Here is a 25,978-nt window from a genome sequence, read left to right on the forward strand (position 1 = left end):
CGTTCCTTGTGTGTCTAATCAGTTCCGCAGGGAAGAAATTGTGCTGCGTCAGAGAGGGTGTGCAGCAAAGTGGTGTCCTGAGGGTTGCCCATCCATACCGCCAGGGCAGTATAGTTATCCTGGGCATTCCCCTCCTGCTCGCCATTCTTTTGAATGATTTGGTTCATTAAGGTCAGCCACTCCTGCGGCGTATTCACCATGTGCAGCGACTGCTTCATTTGCTCTTCGCTGACGCCGTGCCAGAATCCGTCGGTGCAGAGTAAGAATGCATCGCCGTCTTCAACCTGTACCACGTCGCTGTAGCTCGCTTCCGGCCCGCCGTTTTCAATCCCGAGCGCCAGATAGAGCAGATTGCTGTTCAGGTTGTCGGTCTGGTGTCCGGCATCTTTCATCTGCTGCACCAGGCTGTGGTCGGTTGTCACATGCCACAGCCATCCCCGGCGGAACAGGTACAGGCGGCTGTCTCCGGCATGGGCCCAGTAGGCCAGCCCGTAATCACGGTCAATGAACAGGCTGACCAGCGTCGTGCCCATCCGGCGATAGTCCTGAACGGCCTGCTGTTCGCTGAGAATGGTGCGATTCGCCGTCTGCACGTAGTCGCGGATGTGCTGCGCATTAAGATGTTTGTCGCCATCGAAGCGGGAGATAATGCTGTTGCGGGCCAGCGCTGCGGCCACCTCGCCGCCCGGCAGCCCCGCGATGCCGTCGCAGACGACAAAGCAGGCTGAACGTTCCCCTATGGTTTCTCCCGTCTGATCCTGGTTGCTGGCGCGCGTCCCCTGGCGGGAGAGAGAAGCCGTTGCGATATTCATTTGTCTTCCGATCCGCTCTGTGAGTCTTTGTACTGATTGACCTCCATGTCATAGGCATGAAGGAAGGCCTCGCCGAACAGGGTGTGGAAGTCGTCCTCAATCTCGCCCGCCGTCTCGCCATAGCTGCGAACAAAGTAGTCCCACAGGGCGGCTTTGCGGCTGCCCGGCAGCGCCAGACGCGAGGTCATGCCGTTCTGCTTCGCCTGCTCTTCCAGCTGCTCCGGGTTAAAGGACTGCAGCATCGCGGCAATGATGGCGCGGATGCCGGAGATCATACCCAGCTGGTGCGCCTGCAGATCGATCAGCGCATCGCGCACGGATTTGGTTGGTGGCATAAAGCCCGGCATCGGGGTGCCGAACATTTGGATTAATACGGTTTTGCCGGTCGGCAACAGCTTGAACGGGTTGTTGGCATCGTCCAGCACCATGGTCATGTCGGCTTTTACGCCGCGCTTGAGGATAGAGCGCGAGGAGAGCAGCGCCACGGTCCCCTGAGAGAACATACCGAGGATCTGCCCCAGCTGACGCATATTTTCACGGTCAAACTGCGGAACGGGCTGCATTTCGCTCAGCCCCATCCCCTCCAGCAGCGCCTCCAGCAGCTCGCCCTGCAGCACTTCACCCTTCTCACCGCTGTTTGCCGTGGCGGCTGGCGAGGCGGCGTTATTGACCGGGTCGATGCGCAGGCGGCCCTTCGGGGCCTGCGCGCTGCTGCGCGCAACGGCCTGTGGCGTTGGCATGGTGAAGCCTGCGTAATCCGGTCGCGCGGGTTCTTCTTCAGCACGCGGTTCTTCCTGCGGCTCAGGGGCGAACAGCGGGGAATCGGCCAGCACGTCCTCTTCCTGCTCAGGTTCCGGCACGGGAGCAGGCTTCTCGTTGATAATGTCATCCGGATGGGTTAACGGCGCGCCGCCCATCAGCCCGAGCGGGTCGTCATTGCGCGCGGCTGGCGCGCTGGCTTTACCGCCAAACAGGGCCAGCGGATCGAGCTCATCGGTTGCCTCTTCTTCTGGCTTAACGGGGCTCGTCTCGCCCGGCGGCATCAGGGTTGACGGGGTGACGTCGTCAAAAATACTCTCTTTTTTGAACAACGCTTCATCGCTGAACAGCGTATCCGGATCGACATGCTTACGCTCGAGCGTCGGATCGCTGTCGTTGAACATCGCCAGCGGATCTTCGGCGTTACGCTCCGGAGCCGCAGGCTGGGAGAACGGATCGTGCGATGCAGCAGGCTGCGGCTTTGTGCGGTTGCTGGAGATGCTGTCGGAGATGGAGAACTCCTGCATCAGGCTATCCCAGATTTCCGTTGGCACGGCGGTCGGTTCGGCTTTCCCGCGCGGTGCGGCGTTCGCCGGTTTCGGCTGCTGCGCAGGCGCAGGGGCGACCGTCGGACGCGCCTGCTGGTGCAGGCTGGCCGCCATGCGGCTTACGGGCTGCGTATCGTGGATCAGTTCGGTCACTTCGATACGGTAGTCATCAATACCGAGAATATCGCCATCCTGCAGCTCAACCTGACGTCCCCGCTCCAGCGGAATGTCATTTAATACCACGCGGGTAACGCTGCCACGGTTAGTGACGCGGCATTCGCCCTGAGCGTCAACGTGAACAATGGCCTGCAGACGAGAGATGGTGCGGTCATTGTCCGGCAACACCAGATTGTTATCCGTACCGCGCCCAATGGTGCCGCCCGGGGCGTAAAAATCACAGCTGCTTTGCGGCGGCTGATGACCGGGTTTCGTAGAAATAATCGTGAATCGCATGGCGTATTCCTGCTGGTATGATTAGCGCTCAAACGCTGCCGCTCTCGGAGCGAGAACGGCGGCGTTTGGGGGCGATTCCATTGGTTCTATTTTGCGGTTTTGAGCGGACGAATCGCGTCGCTGTTGGCGATTAAGCTGCACTTTAAAACCTGATATTGACCCGGTTCGGTTCCGCCTACTTTCTCTTTCAGTAGAGAAACAATCACCTTGTCAGCTTTCTCAAAATTCTCAGCAGGGAGATTGCTTGCTTCCAGCCATGCGGCCGCACTGGCCTCTGCATCATCTTTAAGACTTTTACTGTCCGCAATCTTACTGATGCATCGATTTTGCACCCAGTTTTCAAAGATTTGTTGCTGAGAAAAAGCGCTAACATCAGGCAGGGTTTGGGCATAAACAGCAGGGGCATTTATAGCCAGGATCAGCAGTAACAAACGTTTCATTTCAGGCTCCAGAATGTTGCGTTGGTCGGAATAAATGAACCATTACCCGGTGAGCCCAGAAAATGGCAATCATCAGAGCAAATATTTCCATTCCAGAGTGTGACATGCCCGGTAGCGTCGCTCCAGCCGTGCCCGGTGAAGATGATAATGCCCTGTTTGCCTGCAAATTGCGCAGGAGTGGGAGAAGAGACAGACATATCGGCATTGCCCAGTACCGTGGGTAGAAATGCAATCATATCTTTAACGCGGAACATATAGCGCTTTTTGTCGTTTCCGGTCACTGTCGCATATTTACTGTTAGAAGGAATCGGAATGCCACAGTAATTTAAAACGTAGCTCATACGAATTGGGCAGGCATTTTTAAAAATGCCGGCGTCAATATTATGCTGAACTTTTCCACCCAACAATTTGCCAACCTGTTCTACGCTTACGTTCACTTCTCTGAATCTGTTCCAGGCGGCACCAAAAGCAGGACGCATTTGAGACATCTTGTTTCTCCTTGATAAGAAGCTCCGGATAAAGTGAGCCCTTTCGGGCCCACTATTATTACGCTTCTTTGTTCTCTTTGATGTTCCAGCCAGCGCTGCTTTCAGCACCTTTACCACCCGACGTGGTCTGCTCCCAGTACTGCTGTTTCACTTTCGCAGCCTGGAATGCGTAGGTCACACCAACGGTATCGCCGTTGTCTGCACCGGTGTACTGAACAGAGGTCACCAGCACATCTTCCAGCGTAATGCGGGAGTATTCCACCTGCTGGCCGCCCGCTTTACAGACGGACAGCTCAACTTTGGTCAGGTGTTTACCGCTGGCGCAGTGTTTCAGGATAGCGGTGGTGGATTTGTCGATCAGCGCGTTAACGTGCAGGTCGTTAAAGTTAACTTTACCGGCACCGCCGCCACCGCCAACGCTCATATTACCTGGCTGGGAAGCGCCCCAGGAGAAGGAGGTAATATCAGTCCAGCCGGTGTGGTTAGAATCTTTAGATTCGCCCGTAACACCCTCGACCTTCAGAAACATATCAATAGCCATAATATCTACTCTTCGTGGATGAACAATATTGCTTTCGAAAAAGCACTTATATGGCAAACAGGAAAGCATGGGGCTGAATAAAACCGTCCATATTTTACCTCTGCCTCATATCAAATGACCCGCGTCATTTGACAGTCTTACATTCCCCCGCAATAACGGAATGAATGTGAAGTCATTATTACCGTGCGTTATTCTGGAACTTGTTAAGGACGGCATTAACAACTTAGCCGTCTTTCTTGCCGGGTGGCGCTGTGCTTACCCGGCCTACATTGAGCAACAGTATCAATAAGTTGCACGTTTCATCGTAGGCCCGTGCAAGCATGGCGCCGCCGGGCGAAACTCACAAAACGCACGTTGCTCTTACGCGTCTTTCGTCTTCAGCGACGGCAGCTTAGAAACCAGACGCAGGGAAACGGTCAGACCTTCCAGCTGGTAGTGCGGGCGCAGGAAGAACTTCGCGGCGTAGTAGCCTGGGTTGTCCTCAATCTCCTGCACCTGCACTTCCGCAGCGGCCAGCGGTTTACGGGACTTGGTTTCCTGGGAGGAGTTCGCCGGGTCACCGTCGACGTAGTTCATGACCCAGTCGTTCAGCCAGCGTTCCATCTCTTCGCGTTCGCGGAAGGAGCCGATTTTGTCGCGCACGATGCACTTCAGGTAGTGAGCAAAACGGCAGCAGGCGAACAGGTACGGCAGGCGTGATGCCAGGCGCGCGTTAGCGGTCGCATCCGGGTCGTGGTACTCCGCCGGTTTCTGCAGGGACTGCGCGCCGATGAAGGCGGCAAAGTCGGAGTTTTTGCGGTGAACCAGCGGCATAAAGCCGTTTTTCGCCAGCTCGGCTTCACGACGATCGCTGATGGCAATCTCGGTCGGGCACTTCATGTCCACACCGCCGTCATCGCTCGGGAAGGTGTGGCACGGCAGGTTTTCCACCGCCCCGCCGGACTCCACGCCGCGAATCGAGGTGCACCAGCCGTACTCTTTGAAGGAGCGGTTGATGTTGGCGGCCATCGCGTACGCGGCGTTCGCCCACGAGTAGCTGTTGTGGTTCGCGCCGTCGGTCTGCTCTTCAAAGTCAAAGCTGTCGACCGGGTTGGTGCGAATACCGTACGGCAAGCGCGACAGGAAGCGCGGCATCACCAGGCCAAGATAGCGGGCATCTTCCGATTCACGCAGCGAACGCCAGGCGGCGTATTCGGTATTCTGGAAGATTTTGGTCAGGTCGCGCGGGTTGGCCAGCTCCTGCCAGGACTCCATCTGCATCACGCCCGGTGCGGTACCGGTAATGAACGGACAGTGCGCCGCAGAACCGATGCGCGCCATTTCCCCCAGCAACTCAACATCCTGCGGGCTGTGGTCGAAGTAGTAGTCGCCGACGATGCAGCCAAACGGCTCGCCGCCGAACTGACCGTACTCCTGCTCGTAGATTTTTTTGAAGATCGGACTCTGGTCCCAGCCCACGCCCTTGTAGCGTTTCAGGGTGCGGCCCAGCTCCTGCTTGGAGATGCTCATAAAGCGGATCTTCAGCATCTCGTCGGTTTCAGTGTTGTTCACCAGGTAGCTCAGACCGCGCCAGGCGCTCTCCAGCTTCTGAAACTCTTCGTGGTGAATGATCTGGTTCACCTGCTGCGACAGTTGCTCATCGATACCGGCAATCAGGTTCTGAATGGTGCGGTAGGTATCGTTCGAGAAGGTGACGGTATTTTCCAGCGCCTGCTGCGCCAGGGTTTTGACCGCGCTTTCTACCGCGGAGCGGGCCTGGTCGGTTTTCGGGCGGAACTCTTTGTTCAGCAGCGCGCTGAATTCATCCTGGCTGAACGCCTGACCCGCCTGCTGCTCGTGTTGTTGAGTCTGGTTGCTCATCGATTATTCCTCGCTACCTTTCGCACTTTCGTCATTTTTCGGCAACTGGCTCAGGGATTTGAGCAGCGTCGGATCCTGCAGAATTTTTGCGATCAGCTCTTCCGCACCGTTTTTACCGTCCATATAGGTCAGCAGGTTGGAGAGCTGGGTACGCGCTTCCAGCAGCTTGTTCAGCGGCTCAACCTTGCGGGCCACCGCGTCCGGCAGGAAGTCGTCCATGCTGTCGAAGGTCAGATCCACGTTGAGCTTACCTTCGCCCGTAAGGGTGTTATCCACCTGGAACGCCACACGCGGCTTCAGCGCCTTCATGCGTTCGTCAAAGTTGTCGATGTCAATTTCGAGGAATTTACGCTCGTCGACGGCCGGCAGGTTTTCCACCGGTTTGCCGACCAGATCGGCCATAACGCCCATCACAAACGGCAGCTGAATTTTACGTTCTGCACCGTAGATCTCTACGTCATACTCGATCTGCACGCGGGGGGCACGGTTACGTGCGATGAATTTCTGCCCACTGTTACTCATTGCCATGATGTTCTCCATCAAAGATGCGCGGTGAAGGTGAAACGCCAGGCTCCATGCCTGACGTCATAATGCCTGGACGCGCTATTCGCGGCGCCCAAAGATGTTTTCCAGTTGGTTAACGCCGTCTGGCGCCAGGTCGCGAATAATGTCCATAAAGTTAAGTTCTGACAGCCGCTGCACCCGTTCAATCATCAGCGGCGCGGGGTGGCTCGGTTCGTACTGTGCAAAATACTGCTTCGCTTTTTCCAGCATCAGCTGGGCATCGGCGCGGCTGGTGACCTGCACGCTGCGCCAGTCGGTGACCGGCTGAACGGGCTGCGTTGCCGTCGGCTGCTGCTCAGTCTGGGGTTCAGCCTGCGCCTCACGGTTCGGCAGCAGCTTGCTGATGTCGGTCACCTGACAGGCGCTGGCCACCAGCCCCACGGTTTTCAGCAGCTGTTCCATCTCAGGCACGCCGCTTTCACCGAGATGCCCGGTGAGCAGCTCGCGAATCGCCAGCAGACGTTCGTTGATGACGATAACCGCTGCGGTTCCCGGCTGGTCGCCGCGGGAAAGCTCGTCAATCAGCCGTGGACGGCCGCCTGGATAGTCGGGACACTCCGTCTTACTGCCGTCCAGCAGGGCCTGGGCATCCCTGAGCGAAATTTCATCGCCGTTTGAACGCAGCAGCGAGGCGTTACGCACGGCGACGGTGAGGTCAGATTTATCGCTCAGTCCTGCCAGGGCGTTAATGCGGTAGAACGGATCGGTTTCGCCATACTCTTCCAGCAGCGGATAGAGCGGCTCCCAGTAACGGGCGATCGCCTCCTGCACCAGCAGTAATCCGTCCGCGTAGCCCGCCAGCCCGCGACGGCGGGTCCAGGCATGGGTTAACGCCAGCAGGACGCGAAGATCTTTGGTGCGGGTCAGCAAGCTGGTGGCGTATTTTTCGACCGTGTTCCAGTCAGCAGGCTCCGCCGGGATAATGGTGTCGCCAAACTGCTGTTCCGCTTTCCCAAGGCTTGCCTGGTTCATCGCCTGAAAGTCGGCGTCATATTCCAGGTTTTCGCCGCAGGGCTTGTCGGGGCTTATCGGCGCGAGAAATTCTTCGATATTCATGTGATCCCTGCTTATTCAAACATAGGCGGATAGAGACCGTGACGGCCCGGACGGGCCCCCCCTGCCGGATCGAACAGCAGGGTGAAAAGCTGCCCGGTGAAGTTACCGCTGTGCACGTGGGTGTACAGCGGGTAACCATCGCAGCGGTTGGTCCACCAGTAGCTGGTCTGACGCAGCGGATCAAAACACTCTGCCGCCTGCGGCCAACCCAGCGTGCTCTGGCCGTCCTCGTCATAGCCAATCACATCCAGGATGTCGGAGCGCTTTTGCGGCTCGACCGGCTGCGGCGCCGGAATGGTCATCAGCATCTCATCCAGCTGCGAGGCGGAAAAACTGTTGCGCACCGCGTGCAGCCCCAGGCGCCCAATCTGCTGATACCAGCTTTCGGCCTGGCTGAGCAGGCTAGTCGACCACTCTGACGGCGCGAAGCTCAGCTGAAGGCAAACCGGGTATTGTCGGCCAACGCTGTCGCGGCCGGGCAGCAGACAGCCCATCTGGATCATCTGGCTGCCCAGCATGGGCGGTACCACAAAATTCCAGACTGGCGCTTTCTGAAACGGGCGCTCGCCGCTGCGCTGCTCTTCCTGCTGCCAGGCCAGCAGACCGACCTGGAACCAGTGCGACCACTGGCGCTGTAAGGTGTCAGGAAAGCGACGCTGCAAAAAATCTCCGGCGCTGGGTAACTTGCCATACCAGCTGTAGCGGTTCATCGCAGGGGTATTCGTCATACGGCTGTCCTTGCGGTTATGGGCATGAGAAACGGGGAAGCTGGAACGGGTTACGAATGCTGTTCGGCGCAAACTCCAGCGTGACCTGATGTCCGTCGACGTTGAAGGTGGCCTGACGGCTCAGGCTACCCGTGCCCGGGCTGGTGCTCGCTTTATCGAAAAAGCGGTTCAGCGCCCAGGCGCCGTTGGTGACCAGCGTCGCCGTACTGCCGTTCGCCAGCCCCAGTTGCATACGGACCTGGTTGGTGCCGCCCGGCCCCGGCCAGTTCATGATCTGTACGGCCTGCGGGCCGTGGCTGTAGCGCAGCAGCTGACCGTCAACGTCCAGGGTCAGGTTCAGAATGGTGTTATCCATTCGCACGGTGCGAACCGTCACCTTGAAAGACGGCGTGGTTGCGCCGTTAGCAAAGAAGGCGTCGCGAATCGACTGGGCCTGCTGGAACGGCCTCAGCAGCCCTTCACTTCCCGGCAGCGTTTTCCCGTCAATGCCCGGCATAAAGCGCCAGTTGGCCTGCGTGGTATCCACCTTGTTGGTCAGATTGTCGCGGAAGAAGGCGTCCATCAGCCCGGTTCCCGGCGCAAACATGCGCGCGAGATCGTCCGGCGTCACCTCGGTGCTGGCGCTGCGCACCAGCGGGTAGCGACCGGCAATTGCCTGGCGGCAGAAACCACCCACTTCAACGTTAATGCGCTTACGTACGTTTTCCAGGTCACGACGCTGGGTATCGCTGCTGGCGCCTACCGCCATGTTGCTGAACATGGTTTGCAGCCCGCCTGGCAGACGACCGGCGCTGGCCTGCAGACGGCTGATCGCCTCCCCGCCCGGCGCAGGCATGCCGCTGTTGGCCGCATCCTGAACGGCGGTCAGGTAGCGATAGAGTTCATCCACCTGCTTGAGAAAATCATCAAACACGATGGTCTTCCCGCCCTTCTCCAGCGGCTGCGCCAGCTCAATCATCGGCGCATAGTGGTCGGTCACCAGCTGTTCCGGTGCCTGCGTAACCACCGCGGCCTGCGTCGGTGCAGCGTCGTTGTTGCTGAACAGGGCTTCCAGCGTACGGGTGGCGCGGTTGCTTTGATCCTGCGCTTTACCCGCATCTTCCGGCGCTGGCGCATTGCGTGACAGCGTCAGGACCTGGCTCAGGTTCTGAACCAGACGGCGCAGCGGCGAGTTGGCGCCGGAGAGCAGGCGCGCGGTGTTGATGCGCTGGGAAAGGTCGGCGCTGTTATTGAGCTGGATGTCGGCGAGGAAGCGATCCCAGTTGGCGATAAAGTCGCGCATATAGAGCTGGCGCACGGCGTTATCGATCTGCTGCTTATCTTCCTGCGCGGTGGCGGCCCCCAGCACCCAGGCGTCGTCCTCGTGCAGCGCCGTAGTGACGCTGTCAATCTGGCCGTTAAAGCTTTTCCAGTAGCCGTCCGGCGTATAGAGACCCGGTACGCCCTCGCTCACCGGCTTGCCGCTTTTGCGCGAAAACACCAGCTCGCTCTGCGGTCCGCCGAGGTCGGAAAGGGAGACCGGCTTCAGGTTGTCATCATGTTCCAGCAGGCGCTTGAGGCGGCCATAGACGCGCGTGGAAAGCGGCTGCTGGTTGATCATCGCTCTTTCGCGTGCGACCAGGGATTCGTCCTGCGCGTACGGCGAGGCCTGAATCTTCGGCTCCAGCAGCTGCGTCAGATGCCATTCAAGCTGCTGCAGCTGCGCCTTGGTGACGTTCTGCGGCAGGTTACGCTGCAGGTTGAGCATCACCCATGAATGCAGGAATTTGCCGTCATAGTGTTTCGGCTGATACAGCATCTGATAGGCTTTCAGCGCTTCATAGCTGTATTCCACATCGCTGCCGTTGTCGTTGCGCAGCCAGGTGGTGATGTGCATGGCGACGGCAGGGAGCAGCATCTGATCCAGCGCTTTCTGGTACAGGGACTGGGAGGCGTCGCTAACGTCATCCCCGCGATAAAGCCCCATGCGGCGGGAGATCGGCGGATCGTTCACATCAAAGGCATCGCTTTTCGGCAGATCCACCAGGCTATTCAGCAGCGGCAGCAGTTCGAACAGGTCACGCTGAGTCTGGTTCTGTAGGGCTTTGCTCTGCTGATCGAGCAGCGGAACCTTTGCATCCACCTCTTCCAGATAGGCCTTGTTTTTGGCATAGCTGGTGAGCCACAGCCCGCCCAGGATCGCGAGCAGAGCCAGCAGCGCCGCATAGCCTGACCAGATCACCGCCCGGTTGCGCAGCTCCCACCAACGGTTTTCCCCGGCGATCCCGGCTTCCTGGAAGATGACGTTTTGCAGCAAGTTCTTGATGAAGAAACTCTGGCCTTTTGCACCCGGGATTGGCGCTTCTTTGCTGACCGAATCCCAGTTATCGCTCTCTGCCCCTTCCGGCAGCGACAGCGCGCGGTTCAGTTCGCCCATCACGCGGTCGAACGGCATGCCTTCCTGCGTCCCGCTGGCGAAGTAGATCCCGCGCGGGGAGAATTCGGTTTCGAAGTTGGAGCGGGCGAAAACGGTGCTCAGGTAATCCGCCAGCAGCGGACGGAGCGCGGCGAACTCCTGCGGGAAGAGATACGCTTCTGCGCGGGTTTTCGCGTCATGCTCTTTGAGCATGGTTTCCGGCAGCCCGGCGTCGAGGCGCTGCTGCAGCAGCGAAAACTCCTGCTGGAAGTTGCCCATCAGGTCGTAATCGGCGTGTTTAGTTTGTTCCCACGGCAGCGTGAAGCCCCAGATCTGATCGCGCTGCGCTTTGTCGTAGTCGGCAAACCAGGCGCGGAAGCCTTTAAGCAGGTCGGCCTTGGTCACCATCACGTAGACCGGGAAGCGGATACCCAGCTGTTCATGCAGCTCGGACAGACGCTGACGCAGGTTTACCGCCTGCTGGCGGGACGCCTCGGCTGACTGGGTGAGCAGGTCAGAAATGCTGATGGTAACGATCACGCCGTTGATCGGCTGGCGGCGGCGATACTTACGCAGTAACCCCATAAACTGCAGCCATTCCCCGGCGTCCTGCACCTGCTCGCTCTCCTGGGTGGTATAGCGACCCGCGGTGTCCAGCAGCACGGCCTCGTTGGTGAACCACCAGTCGCAGTTACGCGTGCCGCCAATACCCCGCAGGGCGGTCTTACCGAAACGGTCGGCCAGCGGGAACTGCAGCCCGGAGTTGACCAGCGCAGTGGTTTTACCGGATCCCGGCGCGCCGATAATGACGTACCACGGCAGCTGGTAGAGGTACTGCGTGCTGAAGCGCTGCGTCCACTGGGCGCCCTGTCCCGCCTTGCTGAAGTGCGCTTTTTTCAGCATCTGCGCGGCTTCATCAAAACGGCTGGCGAGGATCTGCTCCTCACTGTTCAGTCGCTTCTGCGGATCCGCCGCTTCCGGGCTGGCGGTATTCTCTTTGAGCTTATCCATCAGCTTGCGGTTCAGCCAGGCGTTGTACAGGCGCGGCAGAATATGGCCCTGCGCCCAGAGCAGGTAGACCACGGCGATGCTGATGATGCGGTTCTGTTCAGATTCAAGCGGTCGGGTGTCCACGATGGACAGCAGCGGTCCAATCATCCAGATCACCGCCGCCAGCGCCGTGACGCCGAGGAAGCTCCACAGAATGCGGTTAGTCAGTATGGAAAGAAGAGTCGTCAGCATTCCTTAGTTTCCTTGCGGCAATCCGTTCAGCTCGGCCTGGGTATTTTCAGGCGACACCAGCAGAGTAATTTCCACACGGCGGTTACGGGCGCGGTTTTCAGGCGTCGTGTTCGGCGCCACCGGGTTAATCTCGCCCCGCCCTTCCGCTTTCACGCGGCCAGGCTGAGAGAGGCTTCCCTGCAGCATTTTCTGTACCGAGCGAGCACGTTCCAGAGAGAGTTCATAGTTAGAGGCAAAGCGCGCGCTGCGGATCGGCACGTTGTCGCTGTAGCCCACCACCAGAATTTTGCCGCTCACGTTATTCATCGCCTGCGCGATGCGGTGGATGACCGGTTCATAGCGGTCACGCACGACGGTCGAGGCAGAGGCAAACAGCCCGTCGCCTTTCAGGATAACCACGCTGCGATCCGCTTCATCTTTCACCGCGACGAGGCCAGCCTCGATCTCCGGTTTCAGGAAGCCGCGCAGGTTCAGCACCGCCGGAAGCTGACGCGCCGGCTGCTGAATAGTGGTTTCCGGCAGCTGGGACTGGTAAATCTTCGCCAGCACCGGGTTGGTGCTGTCGCCAAGACGCCAGTTAAGCACGATATAAAACAGGCAGGCGATAAACCCGGCCAGCGCCACACAGGCCCACAGGGGGACCATGGGCCGCCAGAGCTTGCGCAGCACCGGACGATCTTCCGGATGAGGAGAAAGCGGCGGCGGATAGCTGCCGCGCACGCCGCGGATCATCTGCCACAGCCGCTGCTTGATGGTCTCAAGCTGGGTGCGGCCATTGTCCAGCACCCGATAGCGCCCTTCGAAACCGAGCAGCAGACAGTAGTTGATCATCTCCAGCAGCAGAATGTGCTCGCGCGGGTTTTGCGACAGGCGCGCCAGCAGCTGAAAGAACTTCTCGCCGCCCCAGGTTTCGTTATGGAACGTCACCAGCAGGCCATTGCTTGACCAGACCCCGCTGCTGCCCCAGGGGGTGAGCGCGGCAGCCTCATCGAGCGCCGTACACAGGCAGTAGCGTGCCCCGACGATCACTTCGTAGGGCAGCCCCGCCTGCTGGCAACGGACTTCAAAACGGCGAATTTCATCGATCAGGCGCTGGCGTAGCGCCACCTGATCGTCATGCGATACCGAATGACGGATCTGCGGAATCGCATTGAGCAGCGGATTGGCGGCCGCCACCAGCTGATTGTTGCTACTGGCCCCGGTGAACGCGGCATCGCTGCCGGTATCCTGTCGTTCCTGCATATTAAGCGCTCGCTTTATTATTCTGTCGGGCTACGGATGGCCCAAAACTCCATATCCAGCCCCGGGAACTCCCCTGCAAGGTGCAGGGCGAATGCGCCGGACTTATCCATCTCGTGCCACAGCTCGCTGCCCTTCTCGAGCTCGAAGTAGCTGTAGCCGGCATGCCACGGGATCTGCGGCGGTGCGACCGGCATGGCGCGCAGCATAATGCCCGGCAACTGAAGCTGAACCAGATCGCGGATTTTCGACACCGGTGCGACCTTCATCTGCGCCGGGAAATGGGTTTGCAGGTGTTCGCCCGGCACATTGGCTTTGACCGCCAGCACGAAGCCGAACTCACGCACCATGCTGGTTTCAGGCACCGTGGCGATGTTGAGGCCGTGAGAGCGTTCGTTAAGCGGCAGCTGGATCGCGTGGTCTTCCATCACCAGCGACAGCCCCTGACGCAGCATCAGCATCAGCTTGCTGAAGCAGTTTGCCAGATCGTCATGATCGTAAATCGGCAGCACGCTTTCAGCGGTTCGCTGCGATGTCCAGGTGGCAAGTTCGGTCGCGAACGGCAACCAGCTGCGCCAGAGCGTTTCCGGGTGCAGCAGCGGAAGGGTTTTTAAATGAGACACCTCGCCAAGGTGACGGTTAACCAGCGACAGCAGCGTGAACTCGATCAGTTCGGAGGTGTTAAAGCGGCCGGGCTGGCGCAAACGGCCGCCAATTTGCTGGCTGCGCTGCACCAGCAAGCCGTGCAGATCGTTGATCATGCTGTAGATCTGCGGGCTGTTATTGGCATTCAGCATCGGCGGGATGTAGCTGTTGTCGAGCCGCACATGGTTGTCGTTACGCTTCTCGGTCACAAACGCCACGCCGATGGCGGTCCACTCTGCCGTGAGGTCTTTTTCGAGCATCAGGGTCAGACGCAGGCGGCCAAACTGGACGGTGGCATCCCCCACCGACATGGCGTTATCGTCTTCAACCTCTTGCTCAAACGCGATAAAGCGCGCCAGCGAGGCTGGCTCTTCGCTGAAAATCACCTCTTCTCTCTCACCCCGACGAACCGGCAGTGCGAGCACCACTTTTTCGTTGGTGAGATTGTCAGGAATTTTCAACGGTACAGGACCGTTGCGCCCGTTACGGACCTGGAAAAAGGTGCCGTCCGGCAGCAGCCCACTGCAGTAGCTCAGTGCTATGCATCCCTGACGAAGCATCGCTTCATCCAGTTCAACGTCGAGAAAGCCCCAGAGATACGATCGCTGCAGCGCGCCCCATTCACGAACATGGTTGAGCAGATAGCTTTCAGTCCGCTGAAAATGGTGTGGACGCAGGAACATGCCTTCGGTCCAGACGACCTTTTCTGCTTTCGTCATGATGATGTGTTTCCTGTTTTGAAGCGCGTTACTGGCTGATGACCCGAATGCCGTTCACGTCGAGAAAAACGTTGGCCTGAAGTTCATCTGCGGACCATTTCCAGAACTGGTAGATATGATTTTCGCCAGGCACGGGCAGAGGGAGTGAAACGCGCCATTTTTTGCCATCCAGCACCTGATACTCCGCCATCACGCCGATGTAGCGAGCCTCCGGCGAGCTTTGCCCGCTGAGGGTTTTTGACAGCTGTCCCGGCATCAGGAAGAACACATCGCTGTTCAGCAGATTCGCGCCAAGCGTAGCTGACGCGTTGTTCTGCAGGGAGTAGAAGTCGCTGGACATGAAATCCGCATCGGATTTCAGCAACAGTACCCGGACCTTAAGCGGCGCAGATTCATTGATTTGTGGATGAGCCTGAAACTGCAGATTGTAGCGGGAGGGGTCGCTGTGTGAAGACGACGTACAACCACTGACCAGCGCGAAAATCATCGCGTAAAAGGGTAACCACAGCTTATGAAAATTTTTATTATTCATAAAAATGCGCTCATGAAAGCCGTTTAGTTCAGGATCCAGGTACCGTTAGCGCTGTCTTTGCAGGCTTTGCTGTTACCGTCGACATCAACACAGGTCGCTTTTTTACGCACCTTTGGACGAATAGCCTGTTTACGCACGGTGGCTTCGTACTGGTCGGCCTTGATAACAGCGCGCATCGGAACGTAACCAATCAGCTGTTCGTTACCTTCATCGGCAAGCGCCATCCAGTAGTGTTCAACCTGCCCCAGCACCACGTACGTTTTTCCGGTCTCGAGAGTGCGGATAACTTTACCGCCAAAGTCAGGACGGCTCATCAGGGAGGCCGGATACATGGCACGATACGGCTCGTTAACCGGGTTGAACTCCGTCGGCGCCGTCACGGCGTGACGGTGGGTTAAGGTGACGCCGTTGACCTGGCTGGTCTCGATCGTATCGTCGTTGATCACAGGTTTCTGCGGTGCTTTACAGCCCGCCACCGCCATTACAAACAGAAGTGAAAACAGTACGCGCATTTTCATATGCTTTTCCGTAGCGATATTTCGATGATGGAGATAAGGGGATGAAGTTTGACTTAAGTGCTATTGTTAAAATAGCCAGGATATTTTCGGGGCGTTACTACTTTAAGGGCATAGCTACCGCACGAGCCTTTCAGAATAAGGCTCAGTGTCTTCCTGACATATTTTGACAAACGGTAAACAAGTTTACATGAGCTTCGTATCAATTCAATATTTACCGCCGCGTAACTGTTGGTAAATGAAGCAGTCGGAAAATTATAGGATTAATCCTATGATAAAAAACGATATGGCCCACCCTTTCTTATTTCTTCACCACAAAACGACATAACTTTATGTTTTATATATTAAAAAACACAAAGGAGAACCACTTTCATTAACGCAATCACGCTATTATCGCCACTACCATAATTAGTAGAATTCGCGTTTTTTTGATGTCAAAGGAATATATCTCTGATGAATTATTTGTTGCACTAACAGGGTATCTTTAATATTGAAGACGCTTCATCGCCTGGGTGAGAATATTTCACTTATGCAGCAAGATGTTAATTTCATGCCGCAAAAAAAGCGTATATTTTCGGCCGTAATAATTCCACTGTCAGGTATACCTTATATCTATTATTCATTAAGCGTGAGTAAACCTTCCTGCCATTCTCTCAATTGAAAAATGCCTCGAGCAGCCCACCAGCCGCGAATCGCGGCGATATCCTCAGCGCATCAGCTTCATTCGAAGTTTTACTGGCGCTACATACTTTCCTGCTCACCGCCATCTATCTCGCCTACCGGACGATAGATAAGATTTATTATTAAAATGATAAAAATTCGTTATAATTTCTTTAAATATTTAAACACCAGACCAGATAAATTACTGTAATAAAAAGAGTTTGCGTTAAGGCACTTTTCCGTTCCGTATGTGCGTTGCCATTCGGTCGTCATTGCTTTCACCTATTGCTCTCGTCAGTGATTTTTTGAGCTCAGGCGTTGTGTGATCGAACAAACCAGGAGTGGGTATGAACAAGAAAAGACGCTCGGTGCCAGGCATCAGACACTATGACGGCCCTGCTGGCGGCTGGGGCGCATTGAAAGCAACGGCCATTGCGGTACGCACCCAAATGGATACCCTTGACGCCCCCGCGACGCTGCTGCGCACCAACCAACCTGACGGCTTCGACTGCCCGGGCTGCGCGTGGCCTGATAAAGAACACAAATCGACGTTCCAGTTCTGCGAGAACGGCGCCAAAGCGGTGACCTGGGAAGCGACCAGCAAACGCGTCACCCCCGCGTTTCTGGCTGAAAACAGCGTCTCCTCGCTGCTGGCAAAATCGGACTTTGAGCTGGAAGGCTACGGTCGACTCACGCACCCCCTGCGCTATGATCGGGCGAGTGACACCTTCCGCCCCGTCGACTGGGACGCGGCGTTTCAACGCATCGGCGAAGTATTGCGCGGGCTCGAGCCGGACCAGGTCGAGTTCTATACCTCCGGACGCGCCTCTAACGAAGCAGCTTATCTGTTCCAGCTGTTTGCTCGCGAATACGGCACCAACAACTTCCCCGACTGCTCGAATATGTGTCACGAGGCCACCAGCGTCGGTTTGCCCCGTTCGATCGGGATTGGGAAAGGGACCGTCTCGCTGGATGACTTTGATAAGACTGAACTGGTGATCTCCATCGGCCATAACCCCGGCACTAACCATCCGCGCATGATGGGGACCCTCCACGAGCTGGCCCGCCGCAACGTGCCGATTATCGTCTTTAACCCGCTGCGCGAGCGCGCCCTGGAACGTTTTGCGGATCCGCAGAGCGTGATTGAAATGGCGACCTACAGCTCCACGGATATCGCCTCGACCTATTTCCAGGTGAAGGCCGGAGGCGATGCCGCCGCGCTGAAAGGGATTGCCAAACACCTGCTGGAAATGGAGGCCGAACGCGGGGACGTGCTCGATCGCACGTTTATTGCCGAACACACCCAGGGCTTTGAGGACTTTGCCGACGATATCGCACAAACCCGCTGGGACGACATTGAGCGCGAGTCGGGTCTGAGCCAGGGGGCACTCAAACAGGTGGCTGAGGCCTATGCGAAATCGAATGCCACCATTATTACCTACGGGATGGGCATTACCCAGCACAATAAAGGGACGGCCAACGTCCGCCTGATCGCTGACGTGCTGCTGATGCGCGGGAATATCGGTAAGCCCGGCGCGGGAATATGCCCGCTGCGCGGTCACTCAAACGTGCAGGGGAACCGTACCGTCGGGATTAGCGAGAAACCCACGCCGGCCTTCCTGAACAGTCTGAAGGATGTATTCGGCTTTGAGCCACCGTCTCACCACGGCCATGACGCGGTGCAGGCCACGCAGGCGATGATCGACGGCCGCGCAAAAGCGCTCATTTGCCTCGGCGGTAATTTTGCGGTGGCGATGCCCGATCATGAACGCGGCTTTCCGGCCATGGGCTCCCTCGATTTGAGCGTTCACGTCGGGACCAAGCTGAACCGTACCCATCTGCTGGTGGGCAAAGAGACCTTTATTTTCCCGTGTCTTGGCCGTACCGAGCTGGATATTCAGGCCACCGGCCGCCAGTCCATTACCGTCGAAGACTCGATGTCGATGGTCCATGCCTCATCCGGCAAGTTAAAACCCGCCTCGCCGTTGCTTCGGTCAGAACCCGCTATCGTCGCGGGCATGGCGAAAGCCACCCTGCCGGATACCCGCGTAGACTGGCTGACGCTGGTTGAGGATTACGACCGCATCCGCGACCTGATCGAGCAGACCATTCCGGGCTTTGAGAACTACAACGCGCGGATCCGCGTTCCCGGCGGCTTCCGTATGCCGCTGCCGCCAACGCAACGTCTCTGGCCAACGGCGACGGGAAAAGCGATGTTCTCGGTCTTCGACGGCGTACATGAGAACGCCAGCGGTGAAGGTGAGCACGTTCTGCGCCTGATCACGCTGCGCAGCCACGACCAGTACAACACCACCATTTACGCGCTGGATGACCGCTACCGTGGCGTGTTTGGCCGTCGCGACGTGCTGTTTATGAACGAAGACGATATGGCGCAGTCAGGGCTGGAACACGGCGACCGCGTGGATATCGAAACCGCCCTGCCCGGCAACGGACAGCGTCTGGAAGACATTACCGTGGTGGCGTACAACATCGCGCCGGGGACCGTCGGGGCCTATTATCCGGAGGCCAACGTGCTGGTACCGCTTGATTATCTGGATAAGGACAGCGGTACGCCGTCGTATAAATCCGTTCCGGTTCGCATCACCCTGCGCTCAAAAGAGATCCGCATGCTGTAAGGCTGTTCGCGCAGAGAAAAAGATGGATATTAAACAGTTAAAATATTTAATCGCGCTCGACGAGACCCGCCATTTTGGCAAGGCGGCCTCGCAGTGCAACATCACCCAGCCGACCCTCTCCATGCGCATCCGCAGCCTGGAGGAGGAGCTGGGGCTGGTGCTGATTGTGCGCGGGCAGCGCTTTGAGGGGTTTACGCCGGAGGGTGAACGCATCCTCGCATGGGCCCGCGCGCTGCTGGCCGCGCATGACGGGCTACAGGCGGAAGCCGCGCTGTGCAAAGGCCAGGTGGTGGGGGAACTCCGTCTGGGGATGGTGCCGCTGGCGAGTGTGGATCCGATGATCTTTATTCGCCTGCTGACGCAAAAATACCCGGAGCTGACCTATAGCCTCTATTCCATGTCCTCCGCGCAGATTGCCGACGGCGTCAGCCGCAATCAGCTTGAGCTGGGGATTTGCTATCTCAACAGCATCGACACCAGCCAGTTCGATATTATCCAGCTTCCCAAAACGAAGATGGGCCTGCTGCACGACGTCCGCCATTTCCAGCTCGGCCATGAGAAATTGACCTGGCGCGACCTGACGGATTTTCCACTGGGGTTCCTGACCAAAGGGATGCATTACCGGGCGCATATGGAGGCCAGCTTTAAGTCTGCTGGCATTGAACCGAGGTCCGTTTTCGAGAGCGACTCCACGTTCCAGATCATTCAGGCGGTGCAAAGCGGCGTATGCTGCGCCGTGATGCCGCTGAACAACGGACTGGAAGATCTGAACAGCCATTTCAGGATTGTCCCCATCGCCGATGCGAACATTGAGGCCCCTGTCGGCCTGATTATGCGCAGGCAAAAACCGGTCTCCTCGCTGGCGCTGCGCTGCTTTACCGACGCGCAGGAGATTTATTACGCCAGCAATGAGGCGTAGGCCTGACGCGTCACGGCGCTAAACCCCTCAATCAGTACCGCGTCGCAAACGGTCCGGTGTTCCGGCAAACTCACCAGCGCGTGGAGCGCATCGCGAAGGGCGTTCAGGGTGTCAGGCGAAGTGTGGGGCGAGGTAATGAGCGGCAGCCCTGGCGTCAGCGGGGTACGGTCAATGACCGCCAGCCCCGTCAGACTTTCCGGTTCGTGACGCTGCAGCAGTGCCCAGGTGACACAGTCGATGGCCGCGATATCCCCTGCTCCGCGTTTGACATCCTTCAGCGACTGGCGATGGCTGCCGCTGAAGGACGTTTGCGCGAAAAACGGACCGTCAGCCGCCAGAGGCGCTACTTTTTTTCGCAGCGCATTGTAGCCGGACTGCGAGTCCGCAGAGTTACAGACCGCCCGTCGGCCGCGAAAATCCGCCAGCGTGAGATGCCGATCCTCCTCGCGCACCACCAGAAAGCTGCGGTACTGGATCCCTTCGCAGCCCGGAGCCGCGTAGTGAAAACAGCCGACAACCTGCACGTCCGGAAGCTGCGTGACCAGCGGGTAACCGCAGGTCTGGCTGAGGATAAGCCTGGGCTGTTGCCAGTGCGTGAGCAGATCGGACTCCGGCCCGTCGGGGAGATCATCGACGGGCACACCGCGTGCGACCAGCAGCCCCTTTACCGCCAGCCAGAGCGCGCGCGTGTCGGCGCGATCCACAGCATACATGGGAAACGCCAGCAGGTTACTCATACCCTTCTCCCTGTTGCTTTCCGGGGTGAACGGTGACGTCGACGGGACTGAGCCAGAACCGGCGTAGCCATTCACCGTAGCCCCTGACCAGAAAACCGCGGTTTCGCTCCCGGTACGCCTCCCGGTTTTGCTGGTAGATCGCCTTCAGTCCGTACCACGGCACGCCCGGTAGATCATGATGTACTGAATGATAGTTGAGATTTAAAAACAGTATCCGCCAGAACAGCCCGGCCTCGTTGATGACGGAGCGCGCCAGCGGATCGTCCGCCGCACGATGTTCGAAAAACGATCGTACCTTGGTCAGCGCCAGCGCCGGATAACTGACCGCCAGCACAAACCAGACGGGTGAAAAACCGACGTGCGTCATCCAGGCGAAGAGTGCCGCCAGCAGCGTGATGTGAACCAGCCACATCGTCATCGCCCGCAGGTGAAGATGACGAAACGCCGCCACGGCGCTGCCCAGCGTCTGGACGATATCCAGCAGCGGCGCCAGCAGAAGCCGCCCGGCAAAGGTATTACGGGCCCGAATCAGGCGCTTCTGCCAGGGGGGAAAGCGCGCCCAGCTTGCCTCGGTAAAATAGTACGACTCCGGGTCATCCACCGGATGGGTCAGGCTATCGTACCGATGGTGGGCCAGATGGGAATCCCGGTACAGGCCGTACGGGTACCAGACCGCCAGCGGGAGCGTGCCGAACAGCTGGTTAAGCCAGGCAAAACGGGTGGGATGCCCGTGGATCAGCTCATGCTGCAACGACATATACCAGGCGGTAAACCCGATGAGCAGCAGCGTGGCGGGCAGCAGGCCGAGCGTTTGCCAGAACGCCAGCGTGGCAAACCAGCCCGCATAAATCGTGAACATTAACAGCCAGGTGGGCAGTTCGCTTCGCCACAAGAAACCCGACGCGAGGCGGTGGATTTGATTGCGTTGTTGTGGATGTAAATAGAGGGAGCTTCGTTTACCCATTCCTTCAGACGCCGTTTCGCCAGAGACAGAGCCCTGAAGATCGGGGATAACGCCTGAAATAACAAAGAACTTAAATCGCTTTGCTTTGCCAGAAACACAGAGCGCACGCGTCGCTTGACTTATTCTGTATTAAAGGTACTTTTCAGGACATGAAGAAGATCCTGATTATCGTTCCCGACGGCGGCATGCTGTTTGAAGCCGCCGGTATCGCCGACATTCTGATGCAGGCCAACCGGCTGCATCCGGAAGGGCTTGCGCAGCCCCGCTACCGGATTATCATCGCCACCACGCAGCCTCACCAGGTGATCCACGGCCAGTCCGGTCTGAACCTGCTGGCGGACTATCGGCTTCCGGAGCTGGATCCGCGCGAACCACTGGACACCATTATCATCACCGGACGCGGTATGAACGAGCAGGAGAGCACCGCCGTAGTCGACTGGCTGCACCTCGCTGCGCCGCACGCCCAACGGATCGCCTCTATCTGCGGCGGCGCGATGCTGCTGGCCCAGACCGGCTTGCTGGACGGTCGTCGCGCCACCACCCACTGGCGGCTGCTGGAGACCATGCAAGCCCAGTACCCGTCAATCCAGGTTGAAGGCGGCCCACTCTACATTCAGGACGGCCCCATCTGGACCTCCGGCGGCGTGAGTTCCGGGTTCGACCTGACCCTGGCGCTGGTGGAGGAGGACTACGGATTTACCCTCGCCCGCGACGTGGCGCAGGATATGGTGATGTATCTGCGACGTCCCGGCGGACAGCTGCAGTTCAGCCGCTACAGCCTGCAGCAGCCCGGCACAGCAGGCCCGATAGGCGAGGTGCAAAGCTGGATCCTGCAGAACCTCACCGCCGATCTGTGCGTGGAGAACCTGGCCGAGAAAGCGGCGATGAGCCCGCGTAACTTCACCCGCGTGTTTACCCGCGAGGCCGGGGTCTCGCCTGCCCGCTACGTGACCGAAGCGCGTCTGGCCGCCGCCCGCCAGCTGCTTGAACAGACCCGCGATCCCCTTGAACGCATTGCTGAGCAAAGCGGCTTTGGTACCAGCATTAACTTGCGCCGCATCTTTGAGAAACAGCTTCACCTCACGCCCGGCGAATACCGCCAGCGCTTTCACTGCCGCAAGATGGCGTAATCTGATCCTTTTTTGTCGTTTACGCCAACCGGCCCGACGCCTACAGTGACTCCAGACAACAGAAGATAAGGAGTGCACCATGGTTAAGGTCGGTATTAACGGTTTCGGCCGTATCGGACGTAATGTCCTGCGCGCGGCGCTGGGCAACCCGGCGCTTCAGATTGTGGCCATCAACGATCTGACAGACAGTAAAACCCTCGCCCATCTGCTGAAACATGATTCCCTTCTGGGCAAGCTGCCCGCGCCCGTTGAAGCGGCTGACGGCGCGCTGCAGGTAGACGGCCAGCGGATCGCCGTATTTAGCGAACGCGATCCGGCGAATATCCCGTGGCGTGATGCCGGGGTAGACGTGGTGATTGAAGCCACCGGCTTCTTCACTGAACGGGAGAAAGCGGCGGTGCATATCACCCACGGCGGCGCTAAGCGCGTCATCATTTCCGCTCCCGCGAAAAACGACGACCTGACGATTGTGATGGGCGTCAACCATGATCAGTACGATCCCGACCGGCACACGGTGGTAAGCAACGGGAGTTGCACCACGAACGGTCTGGCACCAGCCGCTCAGGTGCTGCACCAGCAGTTCGGGATTGAGCATGGCCTGATGAACACGACGCACGCCTACACCAATAGCCAGGCGCTGCACGATCAGCCGGAAAAAGATCTGCGCGGTGCACGCGCGGCGGCGCTGTCGATTGTGCCCTACTCCAGCGGCGCGGCGAAAGCGCTGGGGAAAGTGATTCCCTCCCTGGACGGCAAGCTGACCGGGTACTCCCTGCGCGTGCCGGTGCCGGTGGTATCGATTGTCGATTTAACCGTGACGCTGAGCCGCAACGTGACCGCCGAAGAGGTGAATGACGCGTTCCGCAACGCGGCCGCCAGCGGCCCCCTGAAAGATATCCTGGGTTATAGCGATGAACCGCTGGTGTCCAGCGATTACCAGGGAGACCCGCGATCGTCAATTATCGACGGGCTTTCCACGCTGGTCATTGGCGGAAACATGGTGAAGATCCTGGCGTGGTATGACAATGAGTGGGGCTTCTCTAACCGCCTGGTGGATCTGGCGGTGCTGATGGATAAGAAAGGGCTGTAAGCCTGAGGCCGGGTGGCGCGAACGCTCACCCGGCAAAAAATCACTCCGCTTTCACTTTCACACCCATAAACACAATCACCATCGCCGTCACCAGCAGGAAACCGCTGCCCGCGAACACGCCGCTGGCGCCATTAAGATCAAACACTGCCCCACCTCCGGCCGCACCGGCGCTTATCGCCAGCTGGATTGAGGCCACCAGCAGCCCCCCTGCACTTTCGGCTTCATCTGGAACAGTGGTCGCAAGCCAGGTGGACCAGCCCACCGGAACCAGGCCAAATGCAAAGCCCCACAGCGCAACCAGCAGCCCGTCCAGCATGGCCAGATGACCAAAGGCGACCATCATGAGTGCGAGAACGCCCATCGCAAACGGCACCAGCGCCAGCGTCAGGCGCAGATTACGTGCCAGCAGATGCCCGGCCACGGAGGTGCCCACAAAGTTGGCGATACCAAAGCCCAGCAGGATCAGTGAAATGGTCTCCACGCTCGCCTGGCCTACCGTCTCCAGGAACGGACGCAGATAGGTAAAGAAAGCGAAATGGCCGCTGAAGATCAGGATGGTCGCCAGCATGCCGCCGATCATCCCCGGACGGCGCAGCACGCGGAACAGCGTACTCAGGCTACCGCTGCTCTCCGGCTTCATGGACGGCAGCACCCAGAGCTGCCACAGCAGCGCCAGCACGCTCGGCAGAATGCAGAGCACAAAGACGTTGCGCCAGCCGATCAGGCTGCCCAGATAGCTGCCCAGCGGCGCGGCGACTACCGTGGCAATCGATACGCTGGAGAAGATCACCGCCAGCGCTTTCGGCACTTTATCTGCCGGAACCAGACGCATCGTCGTGGCCGTCGACATCGCCCAGAATCCCCCGATCGCTATCCCCAGAAGCAGGCGCCCCATTAGCAGGACGTGCAAATTGGGCGCAAAGGCCACCAGCAGGCTGGAGATAATTTGCAGCACCGAGAAAAACATCAGAACCCAGCGGCGGTCGATACTCTTGGTTGCCGGGGTGATCAGCAATCCGGTGACCAGCGCCACCAGCGCGGTGGCGGTGACAGCTTGTCCAGCCATCCCCTCGGTAACGCCCAGGCTCGCGGCCATGGGGGTTAACAAGCTGGCGGGCAGAAATTCGGCCGTAATCAAACCAAATACCCCCAGCCCCAGTGAATAGACGGCCCGCCAGGCGGGTTTTGCAGGCGCTACCGCCTCGCTCGCCGCGACACATGAACTCATCTGTTGATCTCCCGTTATAAAAATGTGACTAGTGTCGCAAAAGCATAGAAGGTTCACTCTGGACGATCTATGACATATAATCTCCACTTATTGATTATTCGTCCGGAGTTGCGCCATGACCGTACAGTCACCCGATTTGATCAGCGAACTTTTACGCGGCATGCGCCTGTCAGGCGTGAAATACCGGCGGATTGAAGCCAGTGCGCCATTTGGCGTCGCGTTTCATCAGGCTCCCGGCAGGGCGCAGTTTCATTTTGTGAGCCACGGTAGCGCCCTGTTGCGCATGGAGAGCGGTGCAACGTTCGAACTGAGCGGTGGCGACGCCCTCTTTATTCCCGGCGGAAATTCTCATGCCCTGCTCTCTGACGAACAGGCCACCCTTACCCCTGTCAACGCCTTTCCGAGCGAGCCTATCTGCAGCTCGGTCTGTGCTATCACCTGCGAGCCCTGCCCGGAGAGCGAGAACACCCTTATCTTTAGCGGATGCATGGATTTTGAGCTGGGCGGCATGCAGCCGCTGATCAAGGCGATGCCGGAAGTGATGATGGTCAGCCGGCTGATGTCCACCTGGCCGGAAATTCATCCGCTGCTGGCGGCGATGGAGCGGGAATCCGCGGCGCGTCAGGCCGGGTATGCCGGGATCCTTGCGCGGCTGGCCGATGTGGTGGCGGCGTTAATTGTGCGGGGCTGGGTTGAAGGCGGCTGCGGCAAAGCCACCGGCTGGGTGCAGGTGTTGCGCGACCCGCGCCTGAGCCGGGCCATTTACGCTATGCACCAGCAGCCAGGCCTGAACTGGAGCGTCGCCGATCTGGCAAAAGAAGCCGGGACTTCCCGATCCGTTTTCGCGGAACGGTTTCTCGCGGCGACGGGAACGACACCGGCAAAATATCTCAGCGAGCTGAGAATGCGGCTGGCCATTCAGTATATTCGTCATGAAAACCAGCCGATCGAAACCGTCGCGTTGCGGCTGGGTTACGGATCGCTGGCGGCTTTTAGCCGGGCATTTAAGCGCATCATTGGCCATGCGCCGGGGACGCTGCGGGAAGCCAGCCAGACTCCGGAAGAAGCCTGACTGGCG

Annotated in this window: 22 protein-coding genes; 5 read left to right on the plus strand and 17 right to left on the minus strand. The window is 58.5% G+C overall.

All coding sequences use genetic code 11. The annotated features are described in order from the left end of the window. Positions 1 to 14: 14 nt before the first annotated feature. From ACMGGU_RS11615 to ACMGGU_RS11680, 14 genes are all read right to left on the minus strand, one after another. Complete coding sequence (locus ACMGGU_RS11615; protein WP_008502637.1) at positions 15 to 812, minus strand: PP2C family protein-serine/threonine phosphatase; 798 nt, start codon at positions 810 to 812, stop codon at positions 15 to 17. Continuing rightward, on the minus strand, positions 809 to 2,572 hold the full coding sequence (gene tagH, locus ACMGGU_RS11620; RefSeq protein WP_420300571.1) for a type VI secretion system-associated FHA domain protein TagH: 1,764 nt from the start codon (positions 2,570 to 2,572) through the stop codon (positions 809 to 811). Before tagH ends, ACMGGU_RS11615 begins: the two co-directional genes overlap by 4 nt. Positions 2,573 to 2,658: 86 nt before the next feature. Beyond that, on the minus strand, positions 2,659 to 3,012 hold the full coding sequence (locus ACMGGU_RS11625; RefSeq protein WP_045908268.1) for a T6SS amidase immunity protein Tai4 family protein: 354 nt from the start codon (positions 3,010 to 3,012) through the stop codon (positions 2,659 to 2,661). Continuing rightward, positions 3,009 to 3,500, minus strand: a complete 492-nt coding sequence (locus ACMGGU_RS11630) for a type VI secretion system amidase effector protein Tae4 (RefSeq protein WP_032645536.1) — start codon at positions 3,498 to 3,500, stop codon at positions 3,009 to 3,011. The genes ACMGGU_RS11625 and ACMGGU_RS11630 overlap by 4 nt, the downstream gene beginning before the upstream one ends. A 58-nt stretch (positions 3,501 to 3,558) precedes the next feature. Beyond that, positions 3,559 to 4,041, minus strand: coding sequence for an Hcp family type VI secretion system effector (locus ACMGGU_RS11635; protein WP_008502640.1), 483 nt, complete (start codon positions 4,039 to 4,041; stop codon positions 3,559 to 3,561). A 360-nt stretch (positions 4,042 to 4,401) separates the two neighbouring features. Beyond that, on the minus strand, positions 4,402 to 5,901 hold the full coding sequence (tssC, locus tag ACMGGU_RS11640; RefSeq protein WP_021240385.1) for a type VI secretion system contractile sheath large subunit: 1,500 nt from the start codon (positions 5,899 to 5,901) through the stop codon (positions 4,402 to 4,404). 3 nt (positions 5,902 to 5,904) lie between these two features. Next, positions 5,905 to 6,429, minus strand: coding sequence for a type VI secretion system contractile sheath small subunit (gene tssB / locus ACMGGU_RS11645; RefSeq protein WP_008502644.1), 525 nt, complete (start codon positions 6,427 to 6,429; stop codon positions 5,905 to 5,907). A 75-nt stretch (positions 6,430 to 6,504) separates the two neighbouring features. Continuing rightward, complete coding sequence (tssA, locus tag ACMGGU_RS11650; RefSeq protein ID WP_229226049.1) at positions 6,505 to 7,521, minus strand: type VI secretion system protein TssA; 1,017 nt, start codon at positions 7,519 to 7,521, stop codon at positions 6,505 to 6,507. An 11-nt stretch (positions 7,522 to 7,532) separates the two neighbouring features. Beyond that, positions 7,533 to 8,249, minus strand: coding sequence for a type VI secretion system-associated protein TagF (tagF, locus tag ACMGGU_RS11655; RefSeq protein ID WP_045908265.1), 717 nt, complete (start codon positions 8,247 to 8,249; stop codon positions 7,533 to 7,535). Positions 8,250 to 8,265: 16 nt separating this feature from the next. Continuing rightward, positions 8,266 to 11,886 carry a type VI secretion system membrane subunit TssM gene (tssM, locus tag ACMGGU_RS11660; protein ID WP_063621960.1) on the minus strand — a complete coding sequence of 1,207 codons (3,621 nt, stop codon included), beginning with the start codon at positions 11,884 to 11,886 and terminating at the stop codon, positions 8,266 to 8,268. A 3-nt stretch (positions 11,887 to 11,889) separates the two neighbouring features. Further along, positions 11,890 to 13,128 carry a DotU family type VI secretion system protein gene (locus tag ACMGGU_RS11665; RefSeq protein WP_045908263.1) on the minus strand — a complete coding sequence of 413 codons (1,239 nt, stop codon included), beginning with the start codon at positions 13,126 to 13,128 and terminating at the stop codon, positions 11,890 to 11,892. 17 nt (positions 13,129 to 13,145) lie between these two features. Next, the gene (tssK, locus tag ACMGGU_RS11670) at positions 13,146 to 14,489 is read right to left on the minus strand and encodes a type VI secretion system baseplate subunit TssK (RefSeq protein WP_029740099.1); all 1,344 of its coding nucleotides are present in this window, start codon (positions 14,487 to 14,489) and stop codon (positions 13,146 to 13,148) included. Between the two features lie 28 nt (positions 14,490 to 14,517). Then, positions 14,518 to 15,021 carry a type VI secretion system lipoprotein TssJ gene (gene tssJ, locus ACMGGU_RS11675; RefSeq protein ID WP_023618341.1) on the minus strand — a complete coding sequence of 168 codons (504 nt, stop codon included), beginning with the start codon at positions 15,019 to 15,021 and terminating at the stop codon, positions 14,518 to 14,520. A gap of 23 nt (positions 15,022 to 15,044) precedes the next feature. Continuing rightward, a complete protein-coding gene (locus ACMGGU_RS11680) occupies positions 15,045 to 15,539 on the minus strand; it encodes a hypothetical protein (RefSeq protein WP_045908262.1) in 495 nt (164 codons plus the stop codon). A 1,004-nt stretch (positions 15,540 to 16,543) separates the two neighbouring features. On the opposite strand from ACMGGU_RS11680, the gene ACMGGU_RS11685 reads away from it, so the two are divergent. Beyond that, positions 16,544 to 18,832 (plus strand): FdhF/YdeP family oxidoreductase, encoded by a 2,289-nt coding sequence (locus tag ACMGGU_RS11685; RefSeq protein ID WP_045908261.1) that lies wholly within the window; start codon positions 16,544 to 16,546, stop codon positions 18,830 to 18,832. 22 nt (positions 18,833 to 18,854) lie between these two features. Continuing rightward, positions 18,855 to 19,751 carry a LysR family transcriptional regulator gene (locus tag ACMGGU_RS11690; protein ID WP_420300572.1) on the plus strand — a complete coding sequence of 299 codons (897 nt, stop codon included), beginning with the start codon at positions 18,855 to 18,857 and terminating at the stop codon, positions 19,749 to 19,751. On the opposite strand, the gene ACMGGU_RS11695 is transcribed toward ACMGGU_RS11690, so the two are convergent. Together ACMGGU_RS11695 and ACMGGU_RS11700 are read right to left on the minus strand one after the other, a co-directional pair. Next, positions 19,730 to 20,488 carry a phosphate/phosphite/phosphonate ABC transporter substrate-binding protein gene (locus tag ACMGGU_RS11695; protein ID WP_262811280.1) on the minus strand — a complete coding sequence of 253 codons (759 nt, stop codon included), beginning with the start codon at positions 20,486 to 20,488 and terminating at the stop codon, positions 19,730 to 19,732. The genes ACMGGU_RS11690 and ACMGGU_RS11695 overlap by 22 nt on opposite strands. Next, positions 20,481 to 21,452, minus strand: a complete 972-nt coding sequence (locus ACMGGU_RS11700) for a fatty acid desaturase (protein WP_420300573.1) — start codon at positions 21,450 to 21,452, stop codon at positions 20,481 to 20,483. The genes ACMGGU_RS11695 and ACMGGU_RS11700 overlap by 8 nt, the downstream gene beginning before the upstream one ends. A 149-nt stretch (positions 21,453 to 21,601) precedes the next feature. On the opposite strand from ACMGGU_RS11700, the gene ACMGGU_RS11705 reads away from it, so the two are divergent. Both ACMGGU_RS11705 and gap read left to right on the plus strand, forming a co-directional pair. Continuing rightward, positions 21,602 to 22,582: a GlxA family transcriptional regulator gene (locus ACMGGU_RS11705; protein WP_420300574.1), complete on the plus strand. Its 981-nt coding sequence runs from the start codon at positions 21,602 to 21,604 to the stop codon at positions 22,580 to 22,582. Positions 22,583 to 22,661: 79 nt separating this feature from the next. Next, positions 22,662 to 23,672, plus strand: a complete 1,011-nt coding sequence (gap, locus tag ACMGGU_RS11710; RefSeq protein WP_045908256.1) for a type I glyceraldehyde-3-phosphate dehydrogenase — start codon at positions 22,662 to 22,664, stop codon at positions 23,670 to 23,672. A gap of 40 nt (positions 23,673 to 23,712) precedes the next feature. Here the strand turns inward: gap and ACMGGU_RS11715 are convergent, their stop codons facing one another. Beyond that, on the minus strand, positions 23,713 to 24,900 hold the full coding sequence (locus tag ACMGGU_RS11715) for an MFS transporter (protein ID WP_420300575.1): 1,188 nt from the start codon (positions 24,898 to 24,900) through the stop codon (positions 23,713 to 23,715). Between the two features lie 115 nt (positions 24,901 to 25,015). Between ACMGGU_RS11715 and ACMGGU_RS11720 the strand changes: the two genes are divergently transcribed. Beyond that, a complete protein-coding gene (locus tag ACMGGU_RS11720; protein WP_048029460.1) occupies positions 25,016 to 25,972 on the plus strand; it encodes an AraC family transcriptional regulator in 957 nt (318 codons plus the stop codon). Positions 25,973 to 25,978: the final 6 nt, after the last annotated feature.

It is taken from the genome of Enterobacter sp. BNK-8 (genome assembly GCF_048685095.1).
Taxonomy (GTDB): Bacteria; Pseudomonadota; Gammaproteobacteria; order Enterobacterales; family Enterobacteriaceae; genus Enterobacter; species Enterobacter quasiroggenkampii.